The organism is Amphibacillus sp. Q70 (assembly GCF_052055485.1).
Lineage (GTDB): Bacteria > Bacillota > Bacilli > Bacillales > Amphibacillaceae > Amphibacillus.
The window spans coordinates 1440598-1466249 of record NZ_CP197171.1; the positions used below are offsets into that span (position 1 = coordinate 1440598).

General features: G+C 33.7%; 22 protein-coding genes. 20 read left to right on the forward strand and 2 right to left on the reverse strand.

Translation table 11 applies throughout. The features are described from left to right. The first annotated feature begins 8 nt into the window (after positions 1-8). From ACS127_RS06555 to ACS127_RS06625, 15 genes are all read left to right on the forward strand, one after another. Positions 9-911 carry an ROK family protein gene (locus tag ACS127_RS06555; RefSeq protein WP_440897620.1) on the forward strand — a complete coding sequence of 301 codons (903 nt, stop codon included), beginning with the start codon at positions 9-11 and terminating at the stop codon, positions 909-911. A gap of 256 nt (positions 912-1167) precedes the next feature. After that, complete coding sequence (locus ACS127_RS06560) at positions 1168-2190, forward strand: LacI family DNA-binding transcriptional regulator (RefSeq protein WP_440897621.1); 1023 nt, start codon at positions 1168-1170, stop codon at positions 2188-2190. Positions 2191-2916: 726 nt separating this feature from the next. After that, positions 2917-4161, forward strand: a complete 1245-nt coding sequence (locus tag ACS127_RS06565) for an ABC transporter substrate-binding protein (RefSeq protein ID WP_440897622.1) — start codon at positions 2917-2919, stop codon at positions 4159-4161. Positions 4162-4293: 132 nt separating this feature from the next. Next, positions 4294-5169 carry a carbohydrate ABC transporter permease gene (locus tag ACS127_RS06570; RefSeq protein ID WP_440897623.1) on the forward strand — a complete coding sequence of 292 codons (876 nt, stop codon included), beginning with the start codon at positions 4294-4296 and terminating at the stop codon, positions 5167-5169. Further along, complete coding sequence (locus ACS127_RS06575; RefSeq protein ID WP_440897624.1) at positions 5169-5996, forward strand: carbohydrate ABC transporter permease; 828 nt, start codon at positions 5169-5171, stop codon at positions 5994-5996. Before ACS127_RS06570 ends, ACS127_RS06575 begins: the two co-directional genes overlap by 1 nt. Before the next feature lie 43 nt (positions 5997-6039). Further along, complete coding sequence (locus ACS127_RS06580) at positions 6040-6678, forward strand: histidine phosphatase family protein (RefSeq protein ID WP_440897625.1); 639 nt, start codon at positions 6040-6042, stop codon at positions 6676-6678. Between the two features lie 216 nt (positions 6679-6894). Further along, complete coding sequence (locus ACS127_RS06585; protein ID WP_440897626.1) at positions 6895-7497, forward strand: hypothetical protein; 603 nt, start codon at positions 6895-6897, stop codon at positions 7495-7497. A 117-nt stretch (positions 7498-7614) separates the two neighbouring features. Then, positions 7615-9903 (forward strand): glycoside hydrolase family 65 protein, encoded by a 2289-nt coding sequence (locus ACS127_RS06590; RefSeq protein WP_440897627.1) that lies wholly within the window; start codon positions 7615-7617, stop codon positions 9901-9903. A gap of 474 nt (positions 9904-10377) precedes the next feature. Continuing rightward, positions 10378-11055, forward strand: coding sequence for a beta-phosphoglucomutase (gene pgmB / locus ACS127_RS06595; RefSeq protein ID WP_440897628.1), 678 nt, complete (start codon positions 10378-10380; stop codon positions 11053-11055). 866 nt (positions 11056-11921) lie between these two features. Further along, positions 11922-12629 carry an MgtC/SapB family protein gene (locus ACS127_RS06600; RefSeq protein WP_440897629.1) on the forward strand — a complete coding sequence of 236 codons (708 nt, stop codon included), beginning with the start codon at positions 11922-11924 and terminating at the stop codon, positions 12627-12629. Between the two features lie 319 nt (positions 12630-12948). Beyond that, positions 12949-13539 carry a superoxide dismutase family protein gene (locus ACS127_RS06605; RefSeq protein ID WP_440897630.1) on the forward strand — a complete coding sequence of 197 codons (591 nt, stop codon included), beginning with the start codon at positions 12949-12951 and terminating at the stop codon, positions 13537-13539. A gap of 327 nt (positions 13540-13866) precedes the next feature. Continuing rightward, positions 13867-14703: a PRD domain-containing protein gene (locus ACS127_RS06610; RefSeq protein WP_440897631.1), complete on the forward strand. Its 837-nt coding sequence runs from the start codon at positions 13867-13869 to the stop codon at positions 14701-14703. Between the two features lie 17 nt (positions 14704-14720). Then, complete coding sequence (locus ACS127_RS06615; RefSeq protein ID WP_440897632.1) at positions 14721-16139, forward strand: PTS transporter subunit EIIC; 1419 nt, start codon at positions 14721-14723, stop codon at positions 16137-16139. 18 nt (positions 16140-16157) lie between these two features. Continuing rightward, positions 16158-16898 (forward strand): PIG-L deacetylase family protein, encoded by a 741-nt coding sequence (locus ACS127_RS06620; RefSeq protein ID WP_440897633.1) that lies wholly within the window; start codon positions 16158-16160, stop codon positions 16896-16898. 35 nt (positions 16899-16933) lie between these two features. Then, on the forward strand, positions 16934-17404 hold the full coding sequence (locus ACS127_RS06625) for a PTS sugar transporter subunit IIA (protein WP_440897634.1): 471 nt from the start codon (positions 16934-16936) through the stop codon (positions 17402-17404). 1129 nt (positions 17405-18533) lie between these two features. Here the strand turns inward: ACS127_RS06625 and ACS127_RS06630 are convergent. Beyond that, positions 18534-19271 (reverse strand): nucleoside phosphorylase, encoded by a 738-nt coding sequence (locus tag ACS127_RS06630; protein ID WP_440897635.1) that lies wholly within the window; start codon positions 19269-19271, stop codon positions 18534-18536. A gap of 42 nt (positions 19272-19313) precedes the next feature. Continuing rightward, entirely contained in the window at positions 19314-20540 is a 1227-nt protein-coding gene (locus ACS127_RS06635) for an MFS transporter (protein WP_440897636.1), read from the reverse strand. 625 nt (positions 20541-21165) lie between these two features. Between ACS127_RS06635 and ACS127_RS06640 the strand changes: the two genes are divergently transcribed. The 5 genes from ACS127_RS06640 to ACS127_RS06660 are packed head-to-tail and all read left to right on the forward strand — an operon-like array spanning position 21166 to position 25641. Further along, on the forward strand, positions 21166-22362 hold the full coding sequence (locus ACS127_RS06640; protein WP_440897637.1) for a PucR family transcriptional regulator: 1197 nt from the start codon (positions 21166-21168) through the stop codon (positions 22360-22362). Then, positions 22346-23101, forward strand: a complete 756-nt coding sequence (locus tag ACS127_RS06645) for an ABC transporter ATP-binding protein (RefSeq protein ID WP_440897638.1) — start codon at positions 22346-22348, stop codon at positions 23099-23101. Before ACS127_RS06640 ends, ACS127_RS06645 begins: the two co-directional genes overlap by 17 nt. After that, positions 23088-23873, forward strand: a complete 786-nt coding sequence (locus tag ACS127_RS06650) for an ABC transporter permease (protein WP_440897639.1) — start codon at positions 23088-23090, stop codon at positions 23871-23873. Before ACS127_RS06645 ends, ACS127_RS06650 begins: the two co-directional genes overlap by 14 nt. Next, positions 23870-24898: an ABC transporter substrate-binding protein gene (locus ACS127_RS06655; protein ID WP_440897640.1), complete on the forward strand. Its 1029-nt coding sequence runs from the start codon at positions 23870-23872 to the stop codon at positions 24896-24898. Before ACS127_RS06650 ends, ACS127_RS06655 begins: the two co-directional genes overlap by 4 nt. Continuing rightward, the gene (locus tag ACS127_RS06660) at positions 24895-25641 is read left to right on the forward strand and encodes an ABC transporter permease (RefSeq protein WP_440897641.1); all 747 of its coding nucleotides are present in this window, start codon (positions 24895-24897) and stop codon (positions 25639-25641) included. The genes ACS127_RS06655 and ACS127_RS06660 overlap by 4 nt, the downstream gene beginning before the upstream one ends. Positions 25642-25652 lie beyond the last annotated feature (11 nt).

Genomic DNA, 25652 nt, shown 5'->3' on the forward strand with positions numbered 1-25652 from the left:
ATATAGAGATGAGATATTATGTAGGAATTGATATAGGTGGGACATATATTAAATATGGTCTTGTGGATGAAACAGGGAAATTGCATGATGATAACCAAATTGTAACCGTCACGAGACGAAATGAAATCATTGATAGATTAGTTGAAATCGTAATAAACTATCAAAAAAACTATCAAATAACAGGTGTAGGTGTTAGCTGTCCAGGTATTATTCGTGATGACGGGTATATGATGACAGGCGGATCCATTATGGCGTTTTACGGGATTAATCTTAAGAAAATTTTGAGTGAGCGACTAGGTTTAGAAGTAGCAGTGGAAAACGATGCAAACTGTGCGGCCTTGGCTGAAAAATGGCAGGGAGCAGGGAAAGATTATAGTAGTAGTTTAACAGTCGTAGTTGGAACAGGAATTGGTGGTGGAATCATTATAAATGATCGGCTGTTTAGGGGTGCTCATGCTACAGCAGGTGAATTTGGTTTTATGTTAGTTGATCCAATTCAAAATGGTGACACTCGATTGTCAACATTAAGTTTAACTGGCTCTGTGGGGTGTGGAGTTGTAGATAAATATAATGGTATAAACCAATCTGATCAGTCGGATCAGCTAAGCGGTATAGAAGTATTCAAGCAGGCAGAGCAAGGAAATACCTTGGCGTTACGTGTGATAGAAGATTTTTATGATCGATTAGCAATTGGTATATTTAATATGGCAACTGCATTTGACCCAGAAGTCATTTTAATTGGTGGTGCGATTAGTAGTGATCAAGTATTTATGTCAACGCTAATAGACCGAGTTCGTGCTATTAAAAATGGTCATCGTGATATGTCTGCTGTCGTATTACCAGAAATAAAACCTTGTTATTATTTAAATAAAGCAGGCATTATCGGAGCAGTTTATCAATTCATGATGTAATAGGAATACAAGTTATCTGTGATAAAGTATCTCAGAAGCATCCGTTGTTTCTGAGATACTTTATTTAGAAGGTAACTTAATAGATGTGTTCAGTATCAGGTAATCAAGTAGAGATTGAACAAAATAGACACCTAGACTTGGGTGATAGACCTAAGTGTATAGGGTTAAAACTTTTTCAATCAAGAAAAATCTGTTATAATTATGTGAAAAGCTTTTCATATTTTGGGTTGGTTGTAAATGAGAGGGGGTTAAATCGATGGATAATACGAAAGCTACAATGAAAGATGTTGCTGAAATGGCAGGGGTATCCTTAAGTACGGTCTCTAGAGTGCTTAATTCTCCGAATAGTGTTCGAACTGACAAACGGAAAAAAGTTCAGCAAGCCATTAAAGACCTCAAGTACTATCCAAACGCATTAGCAAGAGGGTTAATCTATAAACGTACACACTCTATTGGTGTTTTGATTCCAGATGTATCTAATTTATTTTCTGCCGAAATGATTAGAGGAATGGAAGACGCCGCTCATGAATTAGGAAACAGCTTAATTATTTGTAATACAGATAGAAGTAGGGAACGAATGTATCAGTACTTAAAAGTTTTAAAAGAAAAGCAAGTTGATGGGATTGTTTTTACTAGTGATCCTGTTAATAAAGATTTATATGACATGTTTGACCAATTAAGACTTCCAGTCGTTCTTGCATCGACTGAATCGTTAGATTATAATTTACCTTCTGTAAAAATAAATGATGAACAAGCTAGTTATGAAGGGACAATGTACTTGTTAAATAAGGGCCATTCGAATATTGGATTTATTAGCGGCCCATCCACTGATTCAGTAGCAGGTATTCCGAGACTTATTGGTTTTAGACAAGCCATTAAGGAGAAATTGGATATCAATTATTCAGATAGGCAAATTGAATTTGGTACCTTTCAATTTGAAGATGGGTATGAGGCAATGAAAAGATTATACATAAAAAACCCTGAGTTAACAGCAGTATTTGCTGCGAGTGATGAAATGGCATTAGGAGCTATTTCATATTTAAATGAAAAAAATATTTCTGTACCTTTAGATGTTTCTGTATTAGGCTTTGATAATACGAAAATTGCAATGATGAGTATTCCCAAATTAACAACTGTTTCTCAACCAATGTTTAATATTGGAGCTGTTGCCGTTCGAAAGCTAGAAGAAATACTAAGTAAAGGAGAATTAAAGGAAAAGCGAATTTACTTAAATCATAAAATTATAGAACGAGATTCTGTTAAAGAAATGAAAAAATAGAGAAATAAATATAATTTTTTATTGAAATACATCTTTTCACTTGTTATAATAATTCATGAAAAGGTTTTCAAAAATTAAAAATGTCATTCTATGTAACTATAGTTGATAATAATAGCAAATCCTTAAAACTAAGGATTTAATTATTATAATAATTTGAAAAGCTTTTCAAAAAAAGAAAGTGTAATATTTGCTTGTTTTTTAGGGGGAGAATGGTTTGGGGTAACAAGTATTTTTTATTTATTTAGCAGAAGTTCCCTTCCTTTATAGAGTGGGGAGTGAGTGTCTAGGTACTTATCGAATTGAAAAGTGATTTGATCATGGCCTATATTAACCTTGTTAAAAGCTTGTATTCTTTGATAGTGTAAGCAAAGCTTTTCAAGTAGTTTAAGGAAAGCTGGACTCAGTCATATTGAGGTATGGCTAGCATGCTAAATAAAGAAGTTGCTGAAATACGTTTTTTGTTATCTATTGGGAAATAACTCTAAGTTTTATCTCGTTAGGTTATTTGTAAGTTGATAAGTTGTGATCACTTTTTCCTTTGGATGTATTCAGCTGTTGCTATGAACTTGTTATTCTCAATCATTCAAGTGTGAAAAAGGAGATGTCTTATTTTCATAAGAGAGGGGTTATAGGCTAAAAATAGCTAAAACACTAATAGATTATGTAGGACTAGCTTTTATAAGTACTTTATTTAACATTTCAATATATTAATAAGGAGGATTTATAATGAATTTCCGTAAAATTTGTTTGTTTTTATTATCTATTATATTTGTAGTTACCTTAGTTGCTTGTGGAGGAGACAATAGTGACGAGAGCGAAGGGGAAGAGGCTGATGAATCACCTGTAGAGAAGATAACTATATTTCAAAGTAAAGTTGAAATTTCAGAACAATTAGAAAATTTAGCTGTTGAATATGAAGAAGAGACGGGTATTGAAGTAGAAGTTTGGGGTACCACTGGAGATGACTATTTTCAGCAATTACAAGTTCGTTTGAATAGTAATCAAGGTCCAACTATCTTTAATGTTTCAGACCTTAATAGAGCTCAAGCAATAGAGTCATATATGTATGATATGAGCAATGAGGATTACATTCAATACTTTTCACCAGATATGGAAATGGAGTTAGATGGAAAAATTATTGGTGCTCCTTTTGGTGTTGAAGGATTTGGATTAGTATACAACAAAGATTTAGTTGACCCTGAAGACATTACTGATTTGGATTCCTTTGTGAATACTTTAGAGCAATTTGAAAGTGAAGGTATTAATGGACTTCAGCTTGCCAGAGAAGCAAACTTTCTAATTGGTCATATTAGTAATTATCCTTTTGCATTACAAGAAGATGATGTTGCTTTCATGGAAAGCCTAAATAATGGTGAAGTGACAATGGCAGAAGTTGAAGAATTTCAAGAATTTGAACAGTTTATGGCTGCAATAAAAGAATATAACCCTAACCCATTAGAAGTATCTTATGATGATCAAATTGGGAATTTTGCCACAGGTCAAACTGCTATGATACATCAAGGGAATTGGGCATATGGGATGTTTGAAGATTATGATTTAGATTTTGAAATAGGCATGATGCCATTCCCGCTTAAAGGTAATGACAAATTAGCTGTTGGAGTAGGAACTTATTGGGCAATTAATGCAAACAAAGATGAGGCTGAAATTGAAGCTGGAAATGACTTTTTAGAGTGGTTATTTACTAGTGAAACAGGAAAAAGATATAACGTAGAAGAATTTGGCTTTATACCAGCTCAAACAAATGTAGATGTAGATGGGCATTTAGATCCTTTATCTCAAGAAATCTTTGAAGCATCTAGCAGCGGTGACACGATTCCATGGTCATTTAGAATGTATCCAACTAATCTTGTGCCAAATGACTTCTTCCCAGTGGCAGAGGAATATTTCTTAATTGATGATGTTAACTTGATTGAGGGACTTGATGAAGCGTGGCAAAGTCGAGTTGAATAAAAGCTGAACTGGATATTGAAGATAAAAGATATGGACTTGCTACACTTATATTAGTAGCATGTCCATATCTTATAAATATTACTTAAAGTATAGTACGAACTCTTAGACTATAAAAGCAAAGTAGGGATAAAGGTGCAAAAAATCAAAAAAAATCTATGGTTTTCGGTATTTACCGTACCACTGTTAATCACTTTTGTAACAGTAGTCATTATACCTTTTTTCGTGGGTTTTATCTATTCATTTTTCCAATGGGATGGCGTTGCTGCTAATCCAAAAGTATTTGTTGGCTTTGATAATTTTATCAGGTTATTTCATGATCAACGTTTTCTTGATTCTGCGTGGATTACGATTAAATTTACATTTTTGGCTTTGTTTTCTGTTAATATTCTTGGGTTAGGTTTCGCTCTACTTGTAACATCAAAACTAAAAACTGCAAATATGACTCGCTCGCTATTGTTCATGCCGAATTTAATTGGTGGTTTAATTTTGGGTTATATATGGCAGTTTATTTTTTCAGATGTTTTCTCATTATTAGCAGAAATAACAGGTTCTGATCGTATTTTCTTCAATTGGTTATTAGATCGTGAATTTGCTCTTTATGCTATGGTAGTCGTATTTGCCTGGCAAATGGCGGGATATATGATGATCATTTATATTGCTGGTATTCAAGGGATACCTGATGAAATTATTGAAGCAGCTAAAATTGATGGTGCTGGTTTTTGGCAAAGAATAAAAAATATAATGATTCCATTATTAATGCCAGCCTTTACTATTTGTATATTTTTAACTTTATCTTTTTCTTTCAAAATATATGATGTGAATTTATCGTTAACGGGTGGAGGTCCTATTAACTCTACTGAATTATTCGCTATGAATATATATAATGAGATTTTTGGTTATGGTAACTACGGTTACGGTCAAGCAAAAGCCATTGTCTTTTTTGTACTTATTGCCATTGTAACGTTGACTCAGGTATATATGACCAAAAAGAAAGAGGTGGAGATGTAATGTACAAATGGATAAAGGAAGTTTTACTTGTATCAATGGGTCTGGTGTTTTTATCACCCATTTATATCATGTTAGTTAACTCATTTAAGAATAGACAAGAACTCTATGATAATGTACTAGCTTTTCCACAAGAATTTAGTTTTCAATATTATATTGAAGCGATGAATAGAATGAATTTCTTTAATGCATTTAAAAATTCCTTGTTTATCACAATAATATCTGTTTTCTTTATTGTTATTTTAGCTTCTATGACAGCATGGATGCTTGCTCGAACAGATAACAAAATCAGTAAGATTATTTTCATGTCGTTTATCGCAACCATGCTTATTCCATTCCAAACGTTGATGATGCCTTTGATTCAATTTATGGATTTGATTAGGAATACTCTAAATATACCGATGTTAAACACTCATGGGGGATTAATCTTTATGCACATAGGATTTAATTCAGGTATGGCCGTATTTCTGTATCATGGTTTTGTAAAATCCATTCCTTTGTCTTTAGAAGAGGCAGCAACCATAGATGGGTGTTCTAAGTTCGGTATATTCTGGAGAATTGTTTTTCCAATGCTGAAGCCTATCACAATGACTGTTATCATTTTAAATGTAATAAGTATTTGGAATGATTATTTATTACCTTCGCTCGCGCTTACAGATAGAGGTTTGCGGACAATTCCACTATCTACATTTTATTTCTTTGGCGAATTTACCATCCAGTGGAATCTTGCTATGGCAGGATTAACCTTGACCATTATACCAATAGTTATCTTTTATGCCTTTGCCCAAAAACAAATTATCAAAGGTGTAAGTGATGGTGCGGTTAAATAGTGTTGTGAAGAGATTACAATAATCGATATGGAGGTAAAGTAAAATGAAACTTTATGTTATAAGACATGCACAGTCTTTATTGAATATAGGAGAAGGAAAAACCCCTAATTGTGGATTGTCAGAATTCGGCAACAAACAAGCTGAATATATTAGTACGTTTTTTAAAAATATCCCTGTAGATGCCATTTATAGTAGTCCTTTAAGACGGGTGATTCAAACTGCTTATCCATTAGCTACTCAAAAAAAGCTGAATATACAGTTAGCACCCGAAATGTGTGAATTTTTTCATGATCAGGCGTTTGATTATAGAGACTACGATTGGGAAAAAACAGAAGATATAGAGCGAGAATTTGAATATGCGAGTTTTAATAGTGACTATCAGGATGGAAAATGGTGGCCAAATTGGCCTGAGAATAGAGAGAATGTAGAACAGAGGGTAGCGAGATTCTATCAACAAGAAATCACCAAATATTTTGGCACAAATACCTCGGTTGTTGTTTTTGGACACGGCGCTTCAACGGGGGAACTTAAAGGGATTATTGATCGAAATACAATGGACCCTGCACCCAATGCTGTAATTTATGAATATTTATTGAATGACAAGGGAGAAAGATTATCATATAAAGATCATGTTGACTTTTTAGAAGGTCATACTTTCAATTTAGGTGCCTCAGCTTATTAATGTGTAGTGTATAGAGTATAGTGACGGGATAAAAGCGGCTACCGGGATTAAAAACATTCTGCGTGAGTGATTGAGATCAAGGAAAGCTCAAGAGTAAAGAACAAAATGAGTAATTAAGAAATGTGGGTGAACAAATTGGTTTACGGCGGTTTTGTAGCAAAAATCTATCATTTAATAAATTGGATCTCAAAATTTTCGATTGTAAACCTTTTGTGGATGCTATTTAATATTCCGATATTTGCTCTGGCTGTATTAATTTTCATTAATCGTGATTTAATGGGTACAGCTATATTATTTGGTATTCCAATGGTTATTCTGTTTGCTTTATTATTTATCCCGAATACATATGCCTTGTTTGCATGTGTTCGAGACTGGGTGGTGAAAAAAGACCAATCAGCTAATAAAAGTTATCTTTCTCATATGATTTCTTTTTATAAAAACAATTTACCATCTGGTTTTATCTTAACCTTTATTTGGCTTGTTTGGCTGGCTGATTTTTACTTTTTCCTAAACAAAAATGATTTACTCATGATTATATTTTTTCTAATCGGAATTCTATTAATTGTCATGACAATTAATTATTTTTCTTTGGGTGCACACTACTACATGAAAAATAGGGAGTTAATCAAAAATGCTATTTATCTTACGGTCGGGCGTCCACTGTTGTTTGTATTAATATTAATCATTAATACATCGCTTTATTATTTTTCATTAACAAGATTTATTATCTTAATAGTTTTCTTTACGGGTTCAGTAAGTGCATATTTATCTTTCTTAGTATTTTATAATGTTACATTAAAAATTAAGAATGAAAAATAGTGTATTAATTTCAATGGTGGTTTAGTTCTATAAATGATCAACAAATTGTTTTGAAGAATGGTGGAATTTATTTCCTTAATTATATAAAATTTCTGGTAGGGAGTAGGGGGAATACAGGTGGCTTGGAACATAACAAGAAAAGATATAAATAAAGATAAATTATTATTAAATGAAAGTTTATTTGCAATAGGTAATGGTTATATCGGAGTAAGAGGGAACTTTGAAGAAGGCTATGGTGACGCACACCCCTCAATTCGTGGAACTTATATTAATGCTTTTCATGATGAATCAAAAATATCATATGGAGAAAAATTGGCTGGTTTTCCAGAATCACAGCAAAAAATGTTAAATGTAATTGAAGCTCAAACGATCAAATTGTTAATTGATGGTGAAGAGCTTTCTCTATTTGACGGTGAAGTCATAGACTATGAACAATCCCTCCATTTCAAAGAAGGATATTTCAAAAGGAAATTCCATTGGAGATCACCTGCTGGTAAGGAAATTTTAGTAACCATACGACGAATGACTTCCTTTGTACGTAAAGAATTATTTGCCATAGAGTATTTTATGGAGCCGCTTAGCCATATAGATGAGTTAACAATCTTATCGACAATTGATGGAGATGTCTCTAATTTTGTAGATGATAATGATCCTCGTGTAGCTTCTGGCCATGCAAAATATTTAAGTGTTACAGATATAAAGCAAGAAGAAGAACTAAATATGATAATTAGTGAAACACAGCAGTCCAAGTTAAGTGTTGCGTGTGTTTCTTCAACAGAATTGGCATTAGCTAATTATGATAAGGAAGTTCATCTAAGTGGGACGAGTATAGAAGAAAAATATACAGTGCTCTTTAATAAACCCGTTTTATTTACAAAAAGAAATATATACACAGATACACTTCGTCATGGCGATCAACTTGATAAAAAGGGAAAATCGCTTCATAGACAAGCAAAAGAGAAATCATTTTCCGAATTACTAGAAGAACAACATAGTTATTTAAATGAATATTGGGATACTGCAGATATCTATATTAAGGGAGATCCTGAACTTCAGGAGGGTATTAGATTTAATTTGTTTCAATTGCTCCAGTCTGTTGGAAAGGATTCTGTCAGTAATATAGCAGCTAAGGGTTTGTCTGGTGAAGGATATGAAGGCCACTATTTTTGGGATTCTGAAATCTATATTTTCCCAATATTTTTAATGACAAATCATGAGATTGCTAGAAGTTTACTATTACAAAGATATTCTCTACTTGATTCTGCCCGTGAACGTGCTAAAGAAGTTGGTCACACGAAAGGTGCTCTGTTTCCATGGAGAACGATTACTGGTAAAGAAAGTTCTGCCTTTTTCCCAGCAGGTACCGCCCAATATCACATTAGTGCTGATATTGCGTATAGTTATATCAAGTATTTTCTTGTCACAAATGACATGTCCTTTATGGAAGATTACGGAGCAGAGGTTCTCTTTGAAACGGCTCGTCTATGGCTTGATACAGGTCATTTTTATCAAGGAACATTTCGGATAGATGATGTAACAGGTCCAGATGAATACACTTGTATTGTTAATAATAACTACTATACAAATGCTATGGCAAAATACAATTTAGAGTGGGCAGCAAAAATATATAATTTATTGAAAGAAAATAATAAATTGAGTCAGTTGATAAAGAAGATAGATTTGAAAGAGGATGAAGTAGCTGATTGGGCACGTGCTTCTGAACAAATGTTTTTACCTTATGATGAAGAGTTAGGTATTAATGCTCAAGATGATACCTTTTTACAAAAGAAAGTGTGGGATCTGAAGAATACACCAAAAGAAAAGTTCCCTCTCTTGCTCCATTACCATCCGCTAACTTTATATCGTTATCAAGTGTGTAAACAAGCTGATACGGTATTAGCACACTTCTTGTTAGACGGTATAAGCGATATGGAAACAGTTAAGAATTCTTATGATTATTATGAGAAAGTAACAACTCATGATTCATCTTTATCACATTGTGCATTTAGTGTTATGGCTTCTAAGTTAGGTTATAGTGAGAAAGCCTATAAACATTTTAGCGATACAGCTCGTTTAGACTTAAATAATCTCCACGGTAACACGAAAGATGGTCTTCATATGGCAAGTATGGGAGGAACTTGGTTGGCTATTGTCTATGGTTTTGCTGGGTTGCGAATTAAAGAAAGCGGACTATCTTTTACTCCAACATTACCACAGGAATGGGAAGCATTAAAGTTTAAAATTCAATACCAACAACGTTTGTTAATGATTGAATTACATTCTGATACAGTGACATATACATTAGAAAAAGGGGCAGATCTTGTTATTAAACATTATGATGAAGAGATCACATTGAAAACTGAGCAGAAAACTGCCTTAGAATATCACCAATCTCCAATGGTATAGACTCAAGTTTGCCTACTTTAGCACAAATAACTATTATCAATCAGTGGGTACTAGAGAATGTAGATTGAGTTCGTGACGTCCTATCGCAACGTCTAGGACTGCGATTACCCATGTTGTCAGGTTAGCAACATTTAATATGGCCGGCAATGAAATTGGCTAGTGGAAGAAAAATGCGGAGATTCTTGCGGGAAAGCGAAGTGCGAAGATCCTGCCGAAAAAAGTGAACTTCTTTTTTGAAGAGGCTGAGCTCAAGCCCGTGGAAAGCGTAGTGTTTTCGGTAGCGGTCGTGTTAACCAGACAATGTTTCTTCAGTTACTTGTCACATCGGAAATATTTGGGGCTGGGGCTGTAATTACTCGCCCTACCGAAGACATTTACACTAGCACTTTCTATATGTTGAAAAACTTCCATTGATTGAAAATTTATTTTATACATGAATGATTTTAAATTTTGAAATGAAAGAGGGGGTTCCCAATGTTATCACAAATTAGATTATTTATCTTCGATCTTGATGGCGTTATTACAGATACTGCAGAATATCATTATTTAGCATGGAAATCACTGGCACAGGATATAGGGATTTCAATCGACAGAGAATTTAATGAACAATTAAAAGGGGTAAGTAGAATGGCTTCGTTAGAAAGAATTCTTTCTTTATCAAATGCCACTTCTTTTTCCCAAAAAGAAAAAGAAACGTTATGTGAGAGAAAGAATGATCACTACCGCCAGCTTATCCAACAAATAACACCAAAAGACATTTTACCTGGAATTGAATCCTTTCTAAAAGAAATTAAAAAAGAGGGGATTCCTATTGCCTTAGGTTCTGCGAGTAGAAATGCCTTTGAAATTATTGAAAGATTAGAATTGAATAATTACTTCGATTATATTGTAAATGCCAGTGAAGTAAAAAATGGAAAACCTCATCCAGAGACATTCACAAAAGCAGCCGATTATTTTGATATTCCTTATAAGTACTGTGTGGGTGTTGAGGATGCAGAAGCTGGTATCGAAGCATTAAAGGCAGCAAATATGCTTTCAATAGGACTAGGTTCAGAACATATCCTTCATAAAGCAGATAAAGTTGTGTCAAATACAGCTCAATTAAATTTTAAAGAATTAAATTCATTCTTCCATTCTCACATCTTCAATTGATGGTTAAAAGAATGATGAATGATATTCAGATAAACGTTTTTAACATGAATAGGTAAAAAGAGATTGTGTATCCTGTAGTGTTTCTTGTTTTCTATCTACTACTTGTAGCAACCTATTGCTGAGTGTGTTCTTGTTTTAGTATATGAATAACGTTTTATATAGGTTGATGTGAGCATTTTAGATGCCCTGAAATGGATGGTCATAGAATGCTGATGTGGTCATAAGACTTCACCATTATCTATTCATCCGTAGTAAGATGGGGGGGCATTCATGATCACTCCCATGTGTTCTTTGGGTGGCAATACAGCGCAAACGTTTTTTATAGCATAGGAAATTATAAAATTTGTGCTTATGGATAACTATCCATTGGAAGGTAGGTCACGACCAGTTTCGAGTGCCCAGCAACTAGCGCAACTTCCCTCAGCTCTGTACGATAAGTTAACATCGCCGTGTTTCCTTTATCTCCTACGCTAGGAATGATCGATAAAAACCGCCACTTTGCATGGCAACATCGATCCACCCATGATACATGGGCACTCTGCGCTTTTGTTCTGTGTCCACTTTAATTTTATAATTTACGTTGTCTAAGGATTCAGAATATGCTGTGCTAATCTCATTAATTTATGTAGAGGAAGGGGATTGATAATGGAATTTTTAATGGCAGAATGGCTACTTAAAAGTGAGTCTATCTTTAAGCTGTCTAAATTTAACCTAAAATTGCAAGTGTAAAAGTTGAGTATCGCGGAATTCGTAAGAAAACTTAGCATATCATTAAGCCCTACGAGTTATCTCTTTGATATCTACTTAAAAAATTTGTACAATGGTTGGTAAGCATCTATAAAATAAACATTTAAGGGAGGCGCATAATGGGATTTTTAATTGCAGAACTACTATCTTTAAAATTTGTGATTTTAAAACTGTCATTATCTGCATTGATAGGGATTTTGTTAGGATTAGAACGTGAGGCAAAACATAAACCATTAGGGATAAAGACATGTACCGTTATATCGATGGTAAGTTGCTTGCTTACTATCGTTTCAATGGAATCAGCCTTTCAATTGATAGGGGAAGATATGTCCATGCGTGCTGATCCTATGCGATTAGCGGCACAAATCATTAGCGGAGTAGGATTTATCGGTGCTGGTGTTATTTTAAGAAGAAATAACGATGTGATTTCAGGATTAACGACAGCAGCTATTGTTTGGGCAGCATCCGGTTTTGGTATAGCAATTGGAGCGGGTTATTATTTTGAAGCGATAATTGGAATCATTTTGATGTTTTTTATAATGAAATTATTCCCTATTATCCTGTTTAAATTTGGACCTAAATCTCTTAGAGAAAAGGAGATTAGAGTCAATATGTACATTTCACTGGGTGCTAATATTAGGGAAACACTCAATGAAGTTGGTAGGCTAATAGATGATTTTGATGAATTTCAAATAAAATCAAGAAATGATAATACAAAAATTGAATTTCGTTGTAAGATAAATCAAGGGACTAACACCGTACTAGATCAATATGAGTTATTAAATAATATAACTGATGTAGAACGAATTGAGATTATTAGTATGTAACTTTACTGAATCACTGAATTTGAATAAAGGAAATCAACTAATTATAAGTTCCTCGGAGTATCTAAATATACTCCTTCTCCTGCTATTTTTCATGCATAGTAAGACAACATTTTAACACAATACCTACTTGATAAAGTCAAAATCTTCAAGAAGCATAATAGAAATCAACACATTCACTCCAAAAATATGTAAATTTATTTATTTTTAACTATAAGTTAGTTACTCTTGAATGATTGAAGTTAGCCGACAATGATTAAACTTACCTTAATCTGAACAGACTAATGATAAATAAAGATTACCTTGAAAGGAGTAAGAAATAGTGAAAAAAGGGATGTATCTGATTTTATTATTAGTTACTATGATCTTCAGCTTGTTTGCTTGTCAGGCAGCAGAAGAAAATAATAGTCAGTTGGAAGAAAGTCAAGAGCAAGAGGCGATTGAAACAAATGCGGCAACAGAGGAGCTACTTGTCTCACTAATGAACAGTGAAGGTAGGCAAGTAGCAACAGCAACACTGACAGATAAAGGGGAGGCAGGTGTTCAAATAATTCTTGAAGGTGAGAATCTACCTCCTGGAGAGCATGGCTTCCATATTCATGAAGCGGGACAATGTATTCCGCCAGATTTTGAATCAGCAGGTGCACACTATAATCCGACAAATAGTGAACATGGATTTGATCATCCGAAAGGACCACATGCAGGTGATCTCAAAAATATTACTGTTAATGAAGATGGGACGGTTTATGCAGAAGTAGACGCACCAATGGTAAGTCTTAAACGTGACCATGAAAATACACTCTTTACCAAGAAAGGTACCTCATTGGTCATTCATGCTGATCCAGACGATTATATTTCTCAACCAGCGGGAAATGCTGGTGAACGAATTGGATGTGGAGTGATTGGAGAATAACGAGAGGTTAATCCTTCTCGTTATTTTTAATGGATTGATAAATGGTCATTAATGTTGTATAAAAAATAAAAACTTTGGAAAATTATTAATAACGCTTCATGACAGTTGATTTTTTGCTAGATAAGAAAAAATAGCAGGACTTTAAAGGTGGAAGTTTAAAGATGAATAGTTTCAAATATATTGACTATAAGAGTGATAGCGCTTATAATATAATTATAATAAAACATGTGGATTGTCACTGGTAAAGCAGGCAAAACCCAAATATTTTTTAGCATTTAAGCAAAAAATATTTGGGTTTTGTCTGCTTTTTTTTAGGGAGGTGTGAACATGAGAATTACTAAAGTTCTAAATAATAACTTGGTAGCAGTTATAGAAGAAGGAGGCAAAGAAGTTATTTTATCAGGACCAGGTGTTGGATTTAAAAAGAAGCCGGGCAACAAAGTAGAGTTAGAAAAGGTGAAACAAAGATATGTCATTCAAAATGAGCAAAGGCAACAATTGTATTCATTGTTAGAAGCAACTCCCTTGGAACATCTGATTCTTGCTAAAGAAATATTTGAGACGATTATACCAAATAAACAATCTAACAATTCCGGTATGCAATTTTTAGCCCTTGCTGATCATATAACATTTGCTTTAGAAAGAGAAAAAAACAACATTTCATTGAAAAATTTATTGCTTGGTGAAATAAAAATATTGTATCCCAAAGAATTCGAGCTTGGTTATAAAGCAACCCAACTAATCAATCAAAGATTAGGTACACATTTTAATGAAGATGAAGCTGGATTTATTACTTTCCATATCATAAATTTTCTATCAAGTGATACGGAAAATGATGCCAGATTAATCGCTGAGTTTACGCAAAGCACAATAGAAATTTTTCGAAATTTATTTCATATAAAAATACCAACGAATTCTTTAGATTATCAACGTTTATTGATTCATTTGAAGCATTTTTCCTTGAATTTTAAAGAAAAGGTTTTATCAAAAGATGATGCACCAACAGAGATTCTCGATATTTTGATAAAAGAAAATGTGAAATTAAGCAAGTTTATTTCGATTATGAATGACTATTGTAAAGAAATATTTGGACGAGAGATGGACAAGGAAGAGCAGACATATCTAGCCGTTCATGTGACAAGAATTTTAAAAAATTTAAATTAGCGAAGGGAATGTAACACATGAGTATAAAAGATAAATTCATTAATCAATTATCAAAATTAGGCAAAGCAATGCTAATTCCAATGGTTATTATGCCAATTGCAGGGGTTCTAGGTAGATTATTTGCTGAAGATCTTCTTAATGTGCCAACAATCGCTAATCTGTCAACAGTTGTGTTTGGAAATATAGACTTGATGTTTGCGATGGGGGCAGCTTTAGCTTATTCAAAAGCTAAAGATAAAACGACTGTTCTGTTTGCTTCTGCAATCAGTTACCTTATCTTCACATCAAATATAGCCATTATTAATGAGACAGTTAGTGTAGGTGTATTTGGTGGGATCATTTACGGTGTTTGTATCGCATTGTTATACAATGTAAGTGTCGATTGGAAATTACCAAGTAGTTTTAATTTCTTCTCAGGTGAAAAAATGGTTATTACATTATCACCAATTTTCGCTTTAGTTATGTCTTATGTTTTCGGATTTATTTGGCCCTATTTCCAAACCGGCTTGAATATTTTTGGTGTTTTCATCGGGGGATTAGGGATTATTGGAATTTTCATTTATGGATTTTTAAATAGATTATTAATTCCTTTTGGTCTTCACCATGTGTTGAATGCTTATTTTGCCTTTGAATATGGAACATATGTCACTTCATCAGGTGAGGAAGTAAGAGGAGATATCATCAGATATATCGCTGGTGATCCTAGTGCGGGTTCGTTTTTTACAGGTATGTATATCGTCATTATTTTTGGAATTCCGGCGATTAACTATGCTATTTCTAAAACAGCATTATATGGTAAAAAAGAAGTGAAGGGGACGGCTAGGGCAAATGCCATAACCGCTGTTTTATCTGGTGTCAGCGAGCCAACAGAGTTTTCATTTATGTTTGTTTCCCCTAAACTTTATGTTGTTCACTCAATTTTATCAGGGCTAGCTGGAACCGTAGCGTATTTATTTGGTTCTCGTGTGGGAACATTTAGTCAGTCAGGTGCGATAGATTATGTTATTAATTTTGGCTATGGAGCAAATGCTTGGATGGTTTTACCGATAGGTGCTCTATTTTTCGCTTTATATTATTATGTATTTAAATACTTCATTAAAAAAGATAACATTTTAACTCCTGGTAGAGAGCAGACCTGGAATGAGGCGTCACAGGAAGAAGAAAGTGCAGATGAAACTGTGGCTCTTCCAAATGAAAAGCACAAAGAGATGGCAGTGCAGATTTTAAAAGGTTTAGGTGGAAAAGAAAATATCGTTTCGCTTGAAAATTGTATTACACGTTTACGATGTGAACTGAAAGATGTTTCCCTGATGAATGAAGAATTGATTAAACGCTCTGGCAGTCAAGGAATTATGAAGATGGGAGCAAATAACGTTCATATTGTTATAGGCACACATGTCAATGGTGTAGCTAGAGAAATCAAAAAATTAATCTAAGAAAGGCTGGTATAGAACATGAAATACCCAAAAATAAGTGAGATAAAGAGTGCTTTATTTGTTCAGCCCCACCCAGATGATAATGAAATTGGTGCTGGTGGGCTGATCGCATATTTGCGTAAAAAGGAGATACCTGTTTATTCTGTGACGGTCACAAAAGGAGACGGTGGCGGCGGTAATTTATCTCCAGAAGAAATCAGTCAAATTCGATCAAAGGAAGCAGTAGAAGCAGCGAGAGTACTTGATCAAGAGTATTTAGGAAATTTAGGTTATACAAATTTAAATCCTGGCACAGTAGAAGAAATTGCGTTGGATCTTGTAAAAATGATTAGGAAGTATAAACCAGATGCAATCTTTTCAATTGATGGAAACCTGGAAAATGAAATTCATCCAGCTCATTTAAGAGTTGCGGCGGCTGTGGATATGGCCTTTTTCAGATCGGGACAAAAAACCTATCCATTTGAGGACCAAATCCTTCACGATGATGCCTTTTATCCGCGAATCTTAGGAAAATACTTTACAGATAAAGATAATACTATTTTGGATATTAGTAGCTATTATGATTTAAAATTAAAGGCGATTCAGGCTCATGAATCTCAAGTAGATCAAGAATTTCTTGCTGCTTTAGAGGGGTATTTTCAACTCCAAGCTTTAGAAAGTCCTTATGAAAAGGTAGAAAGATTTAAATTGTTATATAGAGAACACACACATGCATTTGCAATACCTGCTACACATAAGAAATATTTAATGAATGAATAAAAACCAAGTCATCTAGACAGAAGTGAGTTGAAACAATGTTTGATTTTTTGAAGAAAAAGAAAGTTGAATCTATCTGGAAACCAGTAAGTGGAGAGTTAAAAGAAATAACAGAAGTTGAAGACCCTGTTTTTTCAAGTAAGGCAATGGGAAATGGATTTGCGGTTATCCCAAATGACGGCAATGTCTATTCTCCAGTCAATGGAACAGTGAAAACAGTTTTTCCTACTCAGCATGCTTATATTATCAGTACTGAAAAGGGTCTTGATGTCTTGGTTCATATAGGTATTGACACTGTAGAACTAAAAGGAGAAGGTTTTGATACTTTTGTTGAAGAAGACCAAGAAGTAACACCAGAGACTTTATTGGTAAAGGTGGATTTTGACTTTTTGAAAAAACAAGACAAGAAAATTGATGTTATTGTGATTTTTCCGGAGTATACAGCGGATATTGAGATAAAGGCAAATAAACTTTCAAGGGAGAAGGTATGTGAGATTATCTTGGACTAGGTTATTCTGGCTTAATTAGCTAGATCAACTTAAAACGTGTTCACTATACTAGCATACTTTATCCGATTTCCGACATAAGATTCCCACTTCAAATTTTGTTGGAAATTAGTGGTGAGTACTTCAAGTGTCGAAAGTTCGGCTAACTCCTAACTCAAGAAACGGAAGTTGGCTGAGAATTATAAATGGAAGGCGAGCAAGGTTTGCTTCGTTCGCCTGTCCATGCTTTTTTGTTAAATCGAGTCATCACGGATCACTTTAGTGGGATGAGTCATCATACTAAATATTCACTTAGCGCTTAGCATTGACATGGAAGCATTAAAATAGAATCGAAAATTATCTATAAAACGAAACTTCAATCAGTGGGAGTTGCGCCTACAGGATGTAGGTCATGCATATGGTTCCGGTGGGGCGAGTAACCGCAGTCCCAGTCCCAGGAGTGACGGTTTTAATCGGCGTTCCCCTAGCTCCCATTGATTCATAATGAGGAACATAAGCTAAGATCTTCACGTCCTGGGACTCAGAATAAGAAAACCACTTATTCTTGCGGTGTAAAGCTCCGTAGTTTTCCTTAGTGCGGTTACCAATGTTGTCAGGTTAGTGCAATAGCTAGTCAGTTTCATGATCATCTGTTATTAGCGGTCGATTAGAAATAAGAGTAAGTTCAGCGATTTGCGGTTAAGTTTGGCAAAATACAGTCAAGTTAACGAAATTGCAGTCAACTTTTTCGAAATACAATCAAGTAAGCGAAAATGCAATCAACTTTGCCGAAATACAGTCAAGTTAGCGAAAATACAATCAACTTTTCTGAAATGCAATCAAGTTCAGTGCTTTCTATACGTCTTTCGCAATTTATTCTTAATTTCTTCGCACGAACCTTTATAGCTAACTGTAGTTTCGTTTTATGGAAGTAGAATGGATTATGATAAAGTAAGTTCTGTATTTAAAACGAACTTGAAATAGATGAACTATTAAACTGCTTTGCGATTAAAAAGTAGTGTTTGCAGACATTTGTGATTCTGATGAGAGAAAATAGCGTCCATTTATTGATAAAAAGACCTAGAGTGGGCTTGCCTGCTCTAGGTCGAATACATATTGTAGCATTTTTTTTATACAATGATGCTTAGAATAACTAAATATTTAATAAAGCATCTAAAACAATTTTGGATGTGTCTTGGTGAATCTTATTGTAATCCATATCTTCTACCCATTTTTCTGTACTTCGGCTTACGTGAACAACCAAGCAATTAGCTACTGGGATGTTATATAAAGAACCTAAGATATATAGTACAGCCGTCTCCATTTCACAATTTAAAATATTTAATTTATTGTAATCTTCAACGATATTTGGTACGGGTAATTGACTGTTGATTTTTGGTGCGCGTCCTTGTCCTAAATAGTACGTTTCAGTTGTTAACCCCAAACCAGCATGTGCCTTTTTATTATTCTTGGCTAAATAGTTATGGATGTTTGCTAGTGTTAATGGATCGGCAACTGCTGGGAATGTTTCAGGGACATAAGCAGATAACATACCCGTTGATCTTGCCATTCCACTGTTTAGAATAATGTCACCAGGGTTAATGTTAGCATCCCATGCGCCACATCCACCACAACGTACAATTTGTTTGGCTCCATTTTCAATCAACTCTGTTACCGCAATTTCTGTCGAGCCAACACCTATACCTGTTGAACAAACAGAAACAGCACGACCTTTATATGTTCCCGTTATGAGGAGATATTCTCTATTATTGACGACTTCCTCCTTATCTTCCCAATCTTCAGAAATTAGTAAAACTCGTCCTGGATCACCTACAATAAGTGTTGCTTCACCAAGATCGCCATCTTTTAAATTTTTCAAGTGAATACTCATAATAATTATACCTCCATAGAATGATGGTTGTGATTAACTTTACTAGTTACTATTTGCAGTTGCAACATTATTTTTTGGAACCTTTAGCGTAGATACAATGATTAATGAGATAATGTATAGAATAGCTAAGAAAGCCATGACATGAGTGACAGTATAGTTATCCATTAGGAAACCAATAACAACAGCTGAAAAGCCCCCAACGGCCCTACCAATGTTAAAAATAATATTATTAGCAGTTGCTCTGATGCTTGTCGGATAAAGGTTACCAACAATAGCTCCATAACCTGCATTCATTCCATTACAGAAGAAACCAACAACAGCTCCACCAAGTAAAATAGTAATATCGCCACTTGCAAATGAATAAGCAAATACGGCTATTGCGGATGCTAATAAGTATAAGGCATAAGCTACTTTTGCACCGAATTTATCCATGACAAAGCCAAAGACATACATACCTAAAGACATACCAATGATTGTAACAACCATCCACATCGAAGACCCTGAAACTGATATACCAGCTTGTTGTTGTAGAATGGACGGTAACCAGTTCATTAAACCGAAATAACCTGCAACTTGGATAATGGCCATAGCTGTTAATTTGATTGTATTACCTGCTCTATTTTCTGTAAAAAGTTCTTTAATCGAAACTTTTTCCTTTGCTTCACCAGCATCTCTTTTTGCTTTTTCTGCTTTCCAAGTATCAGATTCATCTAATTTAAAATGCAGATAAACAGCAAGTAAAATTGGAATGGCACCAAATACGAATAGACCTCTCCAACCTAAACTTGGTACAATGATTGCAGCAGCAATAGCCGCGACAATACTACCTATTTGTCCAGCAATGGTGACATAAGAATTCATACGTCCTCTTTTTTCTTTTGGGAAAGCGTCAGCAATAATTGACATGACAACCCCATATTCACCACCACCACCAACACCAACTAAAAATCTAAATAAATATACCAATTGAATGTTAGTTGCGAGTGCTGTTGCACCTGTTGCGAGTGAAAAGATTGCTACAGTTATAGTGAAAATCTTCACTCTGCCATACTTGTCCGCAAGCGGGCCAAAAATAATCCCACCTACGAGCATACCGATATTTGTAATTGTTGAAATAAATCCACCGGCTGCACCACTTATTCCAAAGTCTAAAATCATAGTTGCCAACACAAATGACAGCAACATTGTAGACATACTTTGGAACCCTAATCCAGCCATAGTACTTGAGACTGCTTGTTTTTGATAATGTGATAACTTATTGGAACTCATAAGTTTAATTTCCTCCCTTATTCAATGTTAATAGCTCGCTATTATTATTCGTATAATTTGTCAGTATAAACTGGTAAATAAACCAAGTTATAATAAGTTCATGATACCGATTGAGAAGATGACGTAAAAAATCCCCATGCTGCTTTTCAGGTAAGAACAGGTGTCAAACGCTTTCGTAAAAATGGATAATTATCTAAAATTCCTTTGATAAATCATGTTTTATAGCCTAAATATCGCCTCCCAAAGATTTAAAAGCTAGTATGGCTTTATCATAATATAAAAAAATCGCTATTATAATTGTGTATTCATACAAAAAAATGTTTTAAATTTCAGGTGATTAACCAATTGAATTCCCGCTATTTTTGACTAATATTAAATGTAGGAATTTTATATTTATTTTTATATTTAATGAAAGGGTCAGATTTTTTAGCTGCTTTTTACTCATATAGAAAAATTAAATGACCTGTTAATTTAGGTTACCTAGATGTTATTTTGGACATACTTTATGTAGATCACATTCTTTTAATAAATGATGGATTGGATTAGATTGAGCAGTAGACGGGAAGAAAGGATTATAATGAATTTTTATATTATTCTTAATCTTTTCATCAGGAGGTGAATGCTTATGATCATGTTAGATAGGTTGGTGGAACAACCCACTTGGAAGTTAGAAAGTGTGAATGATGTAGATTACTCAAATGTTCCTATTTTAACGATAACAGTAATGGAATCATTAGAGCTTGATAGCTGGATTAGAGGGGGAGAATTCTTATTAACAAGTACGCACACTTTATCGATTAATGGAGAAAAGCTGAACACATTAATTAGTGATTTAAAGAATTTGCGTGTATCTGCGCTGGCTATTAAAATCGGCGATGAAGAATCAGAAATTCCGCAAACAGTGATTGAGAACTCAGAGAAATTACACTTCCCAATCTTTTTGATTCCCAATACACTGACCTATTTAGAAATTATGAATCCAATTAACAGTCAAATTTTTTATGAGAATAAAATGGATATATTGAAAGAGAGAATATTTAGTTATTTAATTTTAAATGAAAATTTAAATGACCCTGTGCTGCATAATATTGTAAAGGTTATTGACTTGAATTTATCTGATCAACATATTATTGCTGTGTCGATTTATCCGCATGAAAGGAATGATTTCTCCGTAAAGGAATTAGAAAGAGTATTTAATAAATTTTATGTAAAGTTGTCAGATATACAGCAAACAAAAATAATTGATACTTTTTTATTTTTGAGAAACATTAATAGTATTGATTTCTTACTTATTTCTACTGAGAAGAAACTGAAGAACCTTAATATCTTTAAATTATTGTATAGCATAAAAAAGAAACCTAACCATTATGAAGACTATAAAATCGGCGTTAGTTCGATAAAATCAATTACAGAAACTAACTTAGCGGTAGAAGAAGCGATATTCTCTGTTCAAATTAATGAGGTAGTGGGTGATTCTACTACTATTGATTTTGAACAAGTAAAAATTTACAAATTAATTCATGATATATATGGAGATGAGACCAGCAATTTTATCCAAGATACTCTGAAAGGTGTTTTGAATAATAAAAATTTAATGGAAACCTTACAGGTTTATTTTCAACAAAATGAACGGTTAAAAGATACAAGTGAGGAGTTGTATATACACATTAATACACTTCATTATCGCCTAAATAAGATAGAGTTAGAAACAGGTTTGAAGTTAGCAAAAATGAGTGAAAAAGTAAGACTTTATCTGGCAACTATAAGTTATATGATGTTAAGAAAGAGGGGGAGGGGCATTTCTGATGAGTACGTTAATTGAAGTTAATCACTTAGCCAAATTTTTTGTGACCCGTAAAAGTAATAAAGTTAAAGCGATAAAGGATATTTCAATTGAGATAAATAATCATGAGTTTATTTCAATCATTGGACCGAGTGGCTGTGGTAAATCAACCTTATTAAAAATGATTAGTGGACTATTGCCATATGACGAAGGTGAAATTATCTTTCAAAATTCAAAAATAAAAGATCAATTAGGTTTCGTTTTTCAAGATTCGGTCTTACTTCCTTGGAAAACAGTTTGGGACAATGTTATTTTCCCATTAGAGATTAAAAAAATTAAAACAGAAGAAAATTTAAAAAGAGTTGAAACCTTATTAGATAAGGTTGGTTTAACTGAATTTAAAAATTCCTTAACAAAGGAACTTTCCGGAGGGATGAAACAACGAGCATCAATTGTTCGTTCATTATCATATAATCCATCACTTTTACTAATGGATGAACCTTTTGGCGCACTTGACGCTATTACAAGAGATAACTTAAATCTTGAATTACTAAGAATCTGGAATGAAACAAAGAAAACAATTATTTTTGTTACTCACGATATTGAAGAAGCTGTTTTCCTCTCAGAGAAAGTCATTGTCTTATCACAAAGACCATCAATCGTAAAAGAAGTCATTGATATAGATCTTCCTGCTGAAAGAGAATTATCATTAAAAGAAGAACCTGAATTCTCAAGTTATGTAAGTAGATTGAGAGGGTTATTAAATGAAAAAGATTAGTGCTGGCAAACTCTTTAAAGTACTTTATACGACCTTATCACTTACGCTATTTATCCTTGTTTGGTATTTATATATCAGGTTGAATCAAGTGCCAACATTTATTTTACCCACACCCGTTCAGGTGTTTGAAGAGCTTATTAAACAATTTTCAGATGGTGAAATATGGACACATCTGTTAATCACGCTTTTTGAGGTCATAGTTGGTTTTAGCATAGCTGTTATTTTAGGAATGTTGATGGGCTATGTTATTTCTAAAAATAAACAAGCTAAAGAATTATTCATGCCATTACTGGTCTTTTTTCAAGTCATGCCAAAAATCGCTCTGGTACCTATTTTTATTATATGGTTTGGTTTAGGAATGACATCAAAGCTATTTGTTGTTGTTGCTATGTCTTTTTTTCCAATAATAGAAGGAGTTATTGAAGGGTTGATAAAAATACCAAATGATTTTTATGACTTGCTGAAAACGTTTAAATCAACTAAGATGCAAGTTTTAACAAAGTTAGAATTACCCTTTATACTACCGACCCTTTTACCTGCTTTAAAGGTTGGTGTTATTCAAGCAATTATTGGTGCGACAGTAGCAGAATGGATGGCGGGACAATACGGCTTAGGTTATATTCAAACATTTGCTTCGTCAACATTTAATACATCATTATTGATTACTGGGGTAATTATAACGATATTATTAGGCATCGTCTTATATTCAATCATTGATCTTGTTGAGAGAAGGACAGTATTAACATGGCAAAATGGAGTTGATGAAAAATGAGCAGAAAAAGTCTTGTTATAACTGTCATATTTATGTGCCTATTCATGCTTAGCTCTTGTGCTTCAACAAATGATCATACTTTAACAGAAACAAATGGGTTAACCAATGTCAATATTCAAATTGACGGGGCAGCTGTTCCTTATTATGCACCATTATATTTAGCCGTGGAAAAGGGATATTTTGCTGAGCAAGGTTTAAATGTTAATTTTTATTATGCTTCCGCTGCTGAAATTGTCAAAAACGTTGGAGCAGGAAATGTCGAATTTGGTTTTCCTAATGCCGACCCAGTCATATTAGGAAGGGGTAATGATGTTCCGATTAAAATTGCCCATACAACTTATCAAAATGGTTTAGGCTCAATTATTTATAAGGAGACATCTGATATTGACTCACCCGAAGATTTAACAGGAAAAACGATTGGAATTACTTCATACGGGAGTCCGAATTACATCCAGCTTCAAGTTATTCTTCAGGAAGCGGGTCTTTCACTAGATGATGTTGACATTAGAATAATTGGGACGGGCGCAATTGTTAATGCACTCATATCAGATCAAGTCGATGCGATTAGCTTTTCTAAATTAAGAACTTACGAATTAAATATGAGTGGTGTTGAGGTTGATGAGATCTTATCAGAGGATTACTTACCAACCTATGGAAACGTATTGATTACTGGGGATAATTTTTATCAACAACATCCCGATATTGTGGATTCATTTGTCAAGGCTTTAGATAAATCATTAGCTTATCTTATTGATGGTAATGTAGAAGAGGCAGTCGAGATTGTAATGGACAAATATGTGCCTAGTACATCTGAGGATATTAGTCATTATGTAAGTATTATCGAAGAAGAATTCGTAGGAAATCTGTGGCAAAGTGCGGATACTGATAGATATGGATTTGGTTATAGCAATGAGCAAGACTATAATAGTTATATCCAAATCTTAAGTGACTATGGATTGTTAGAACAAGCCTATTCACCAAACGAATTAATTGTGAATATTAATTTAGAGGAGAATACTGAATGAGAGTCAATAAATTTATAAAATATGTTTTTATCATCTTGTTTCTATTATTGGTTTGGTGGGGAATAGTTGTTTTATTTGATGTACCAAGTTATATTATGCCAACGCCACTCTACCTTTTGAATTATTTATTCGATTATTTATTTTATGGTGAAATGATCCCCCATATAATGACAACATTATATGAAGTTCTAGCTGGAACGGCACTAGGAATAATTTTGGGAATGGTTATTGGTTATTTGGTTGCTAAAAGCCAAGTGATTAATAATCTGTTAATGCCACTCATTCTAATTTTTCAAATTTCACCAAAAATTTCAATTGCTCCACTATTCATCTTATGGTTTGGTCTTGGTTTAACGTCTAAAATTGTACTCGTAATTTTAGTTGTTTCATTTCCAATCATTGTTAACGAAAGCAATGCTTTAAAGTCAATTAATAAAGACTATATTTATTTAATGAAGATTCTAAAAGCCAATCGTTTACAATTCTTTGTAAAATTAGAATTGCCATTTGCTTTAAGTGCGGTTTTAAGTGGAATTAAGGTTTCAGTGACTCAAGCAATGACAGGTGCTGTAATTGGAGAAATGATGGGAGCCAAATCAGGATTAGGTTATTTACTAACCTATGGTAGTGAGATGTTTGATATTAATATTATTTTGTCATCGGTTATTGTTTTATCAATTATTGGTATGGTGTTATACTCTTTATTTGATCAAATAGAGAAAAAGCTCCTATATTGGCGTTAGTTAAGGATAGT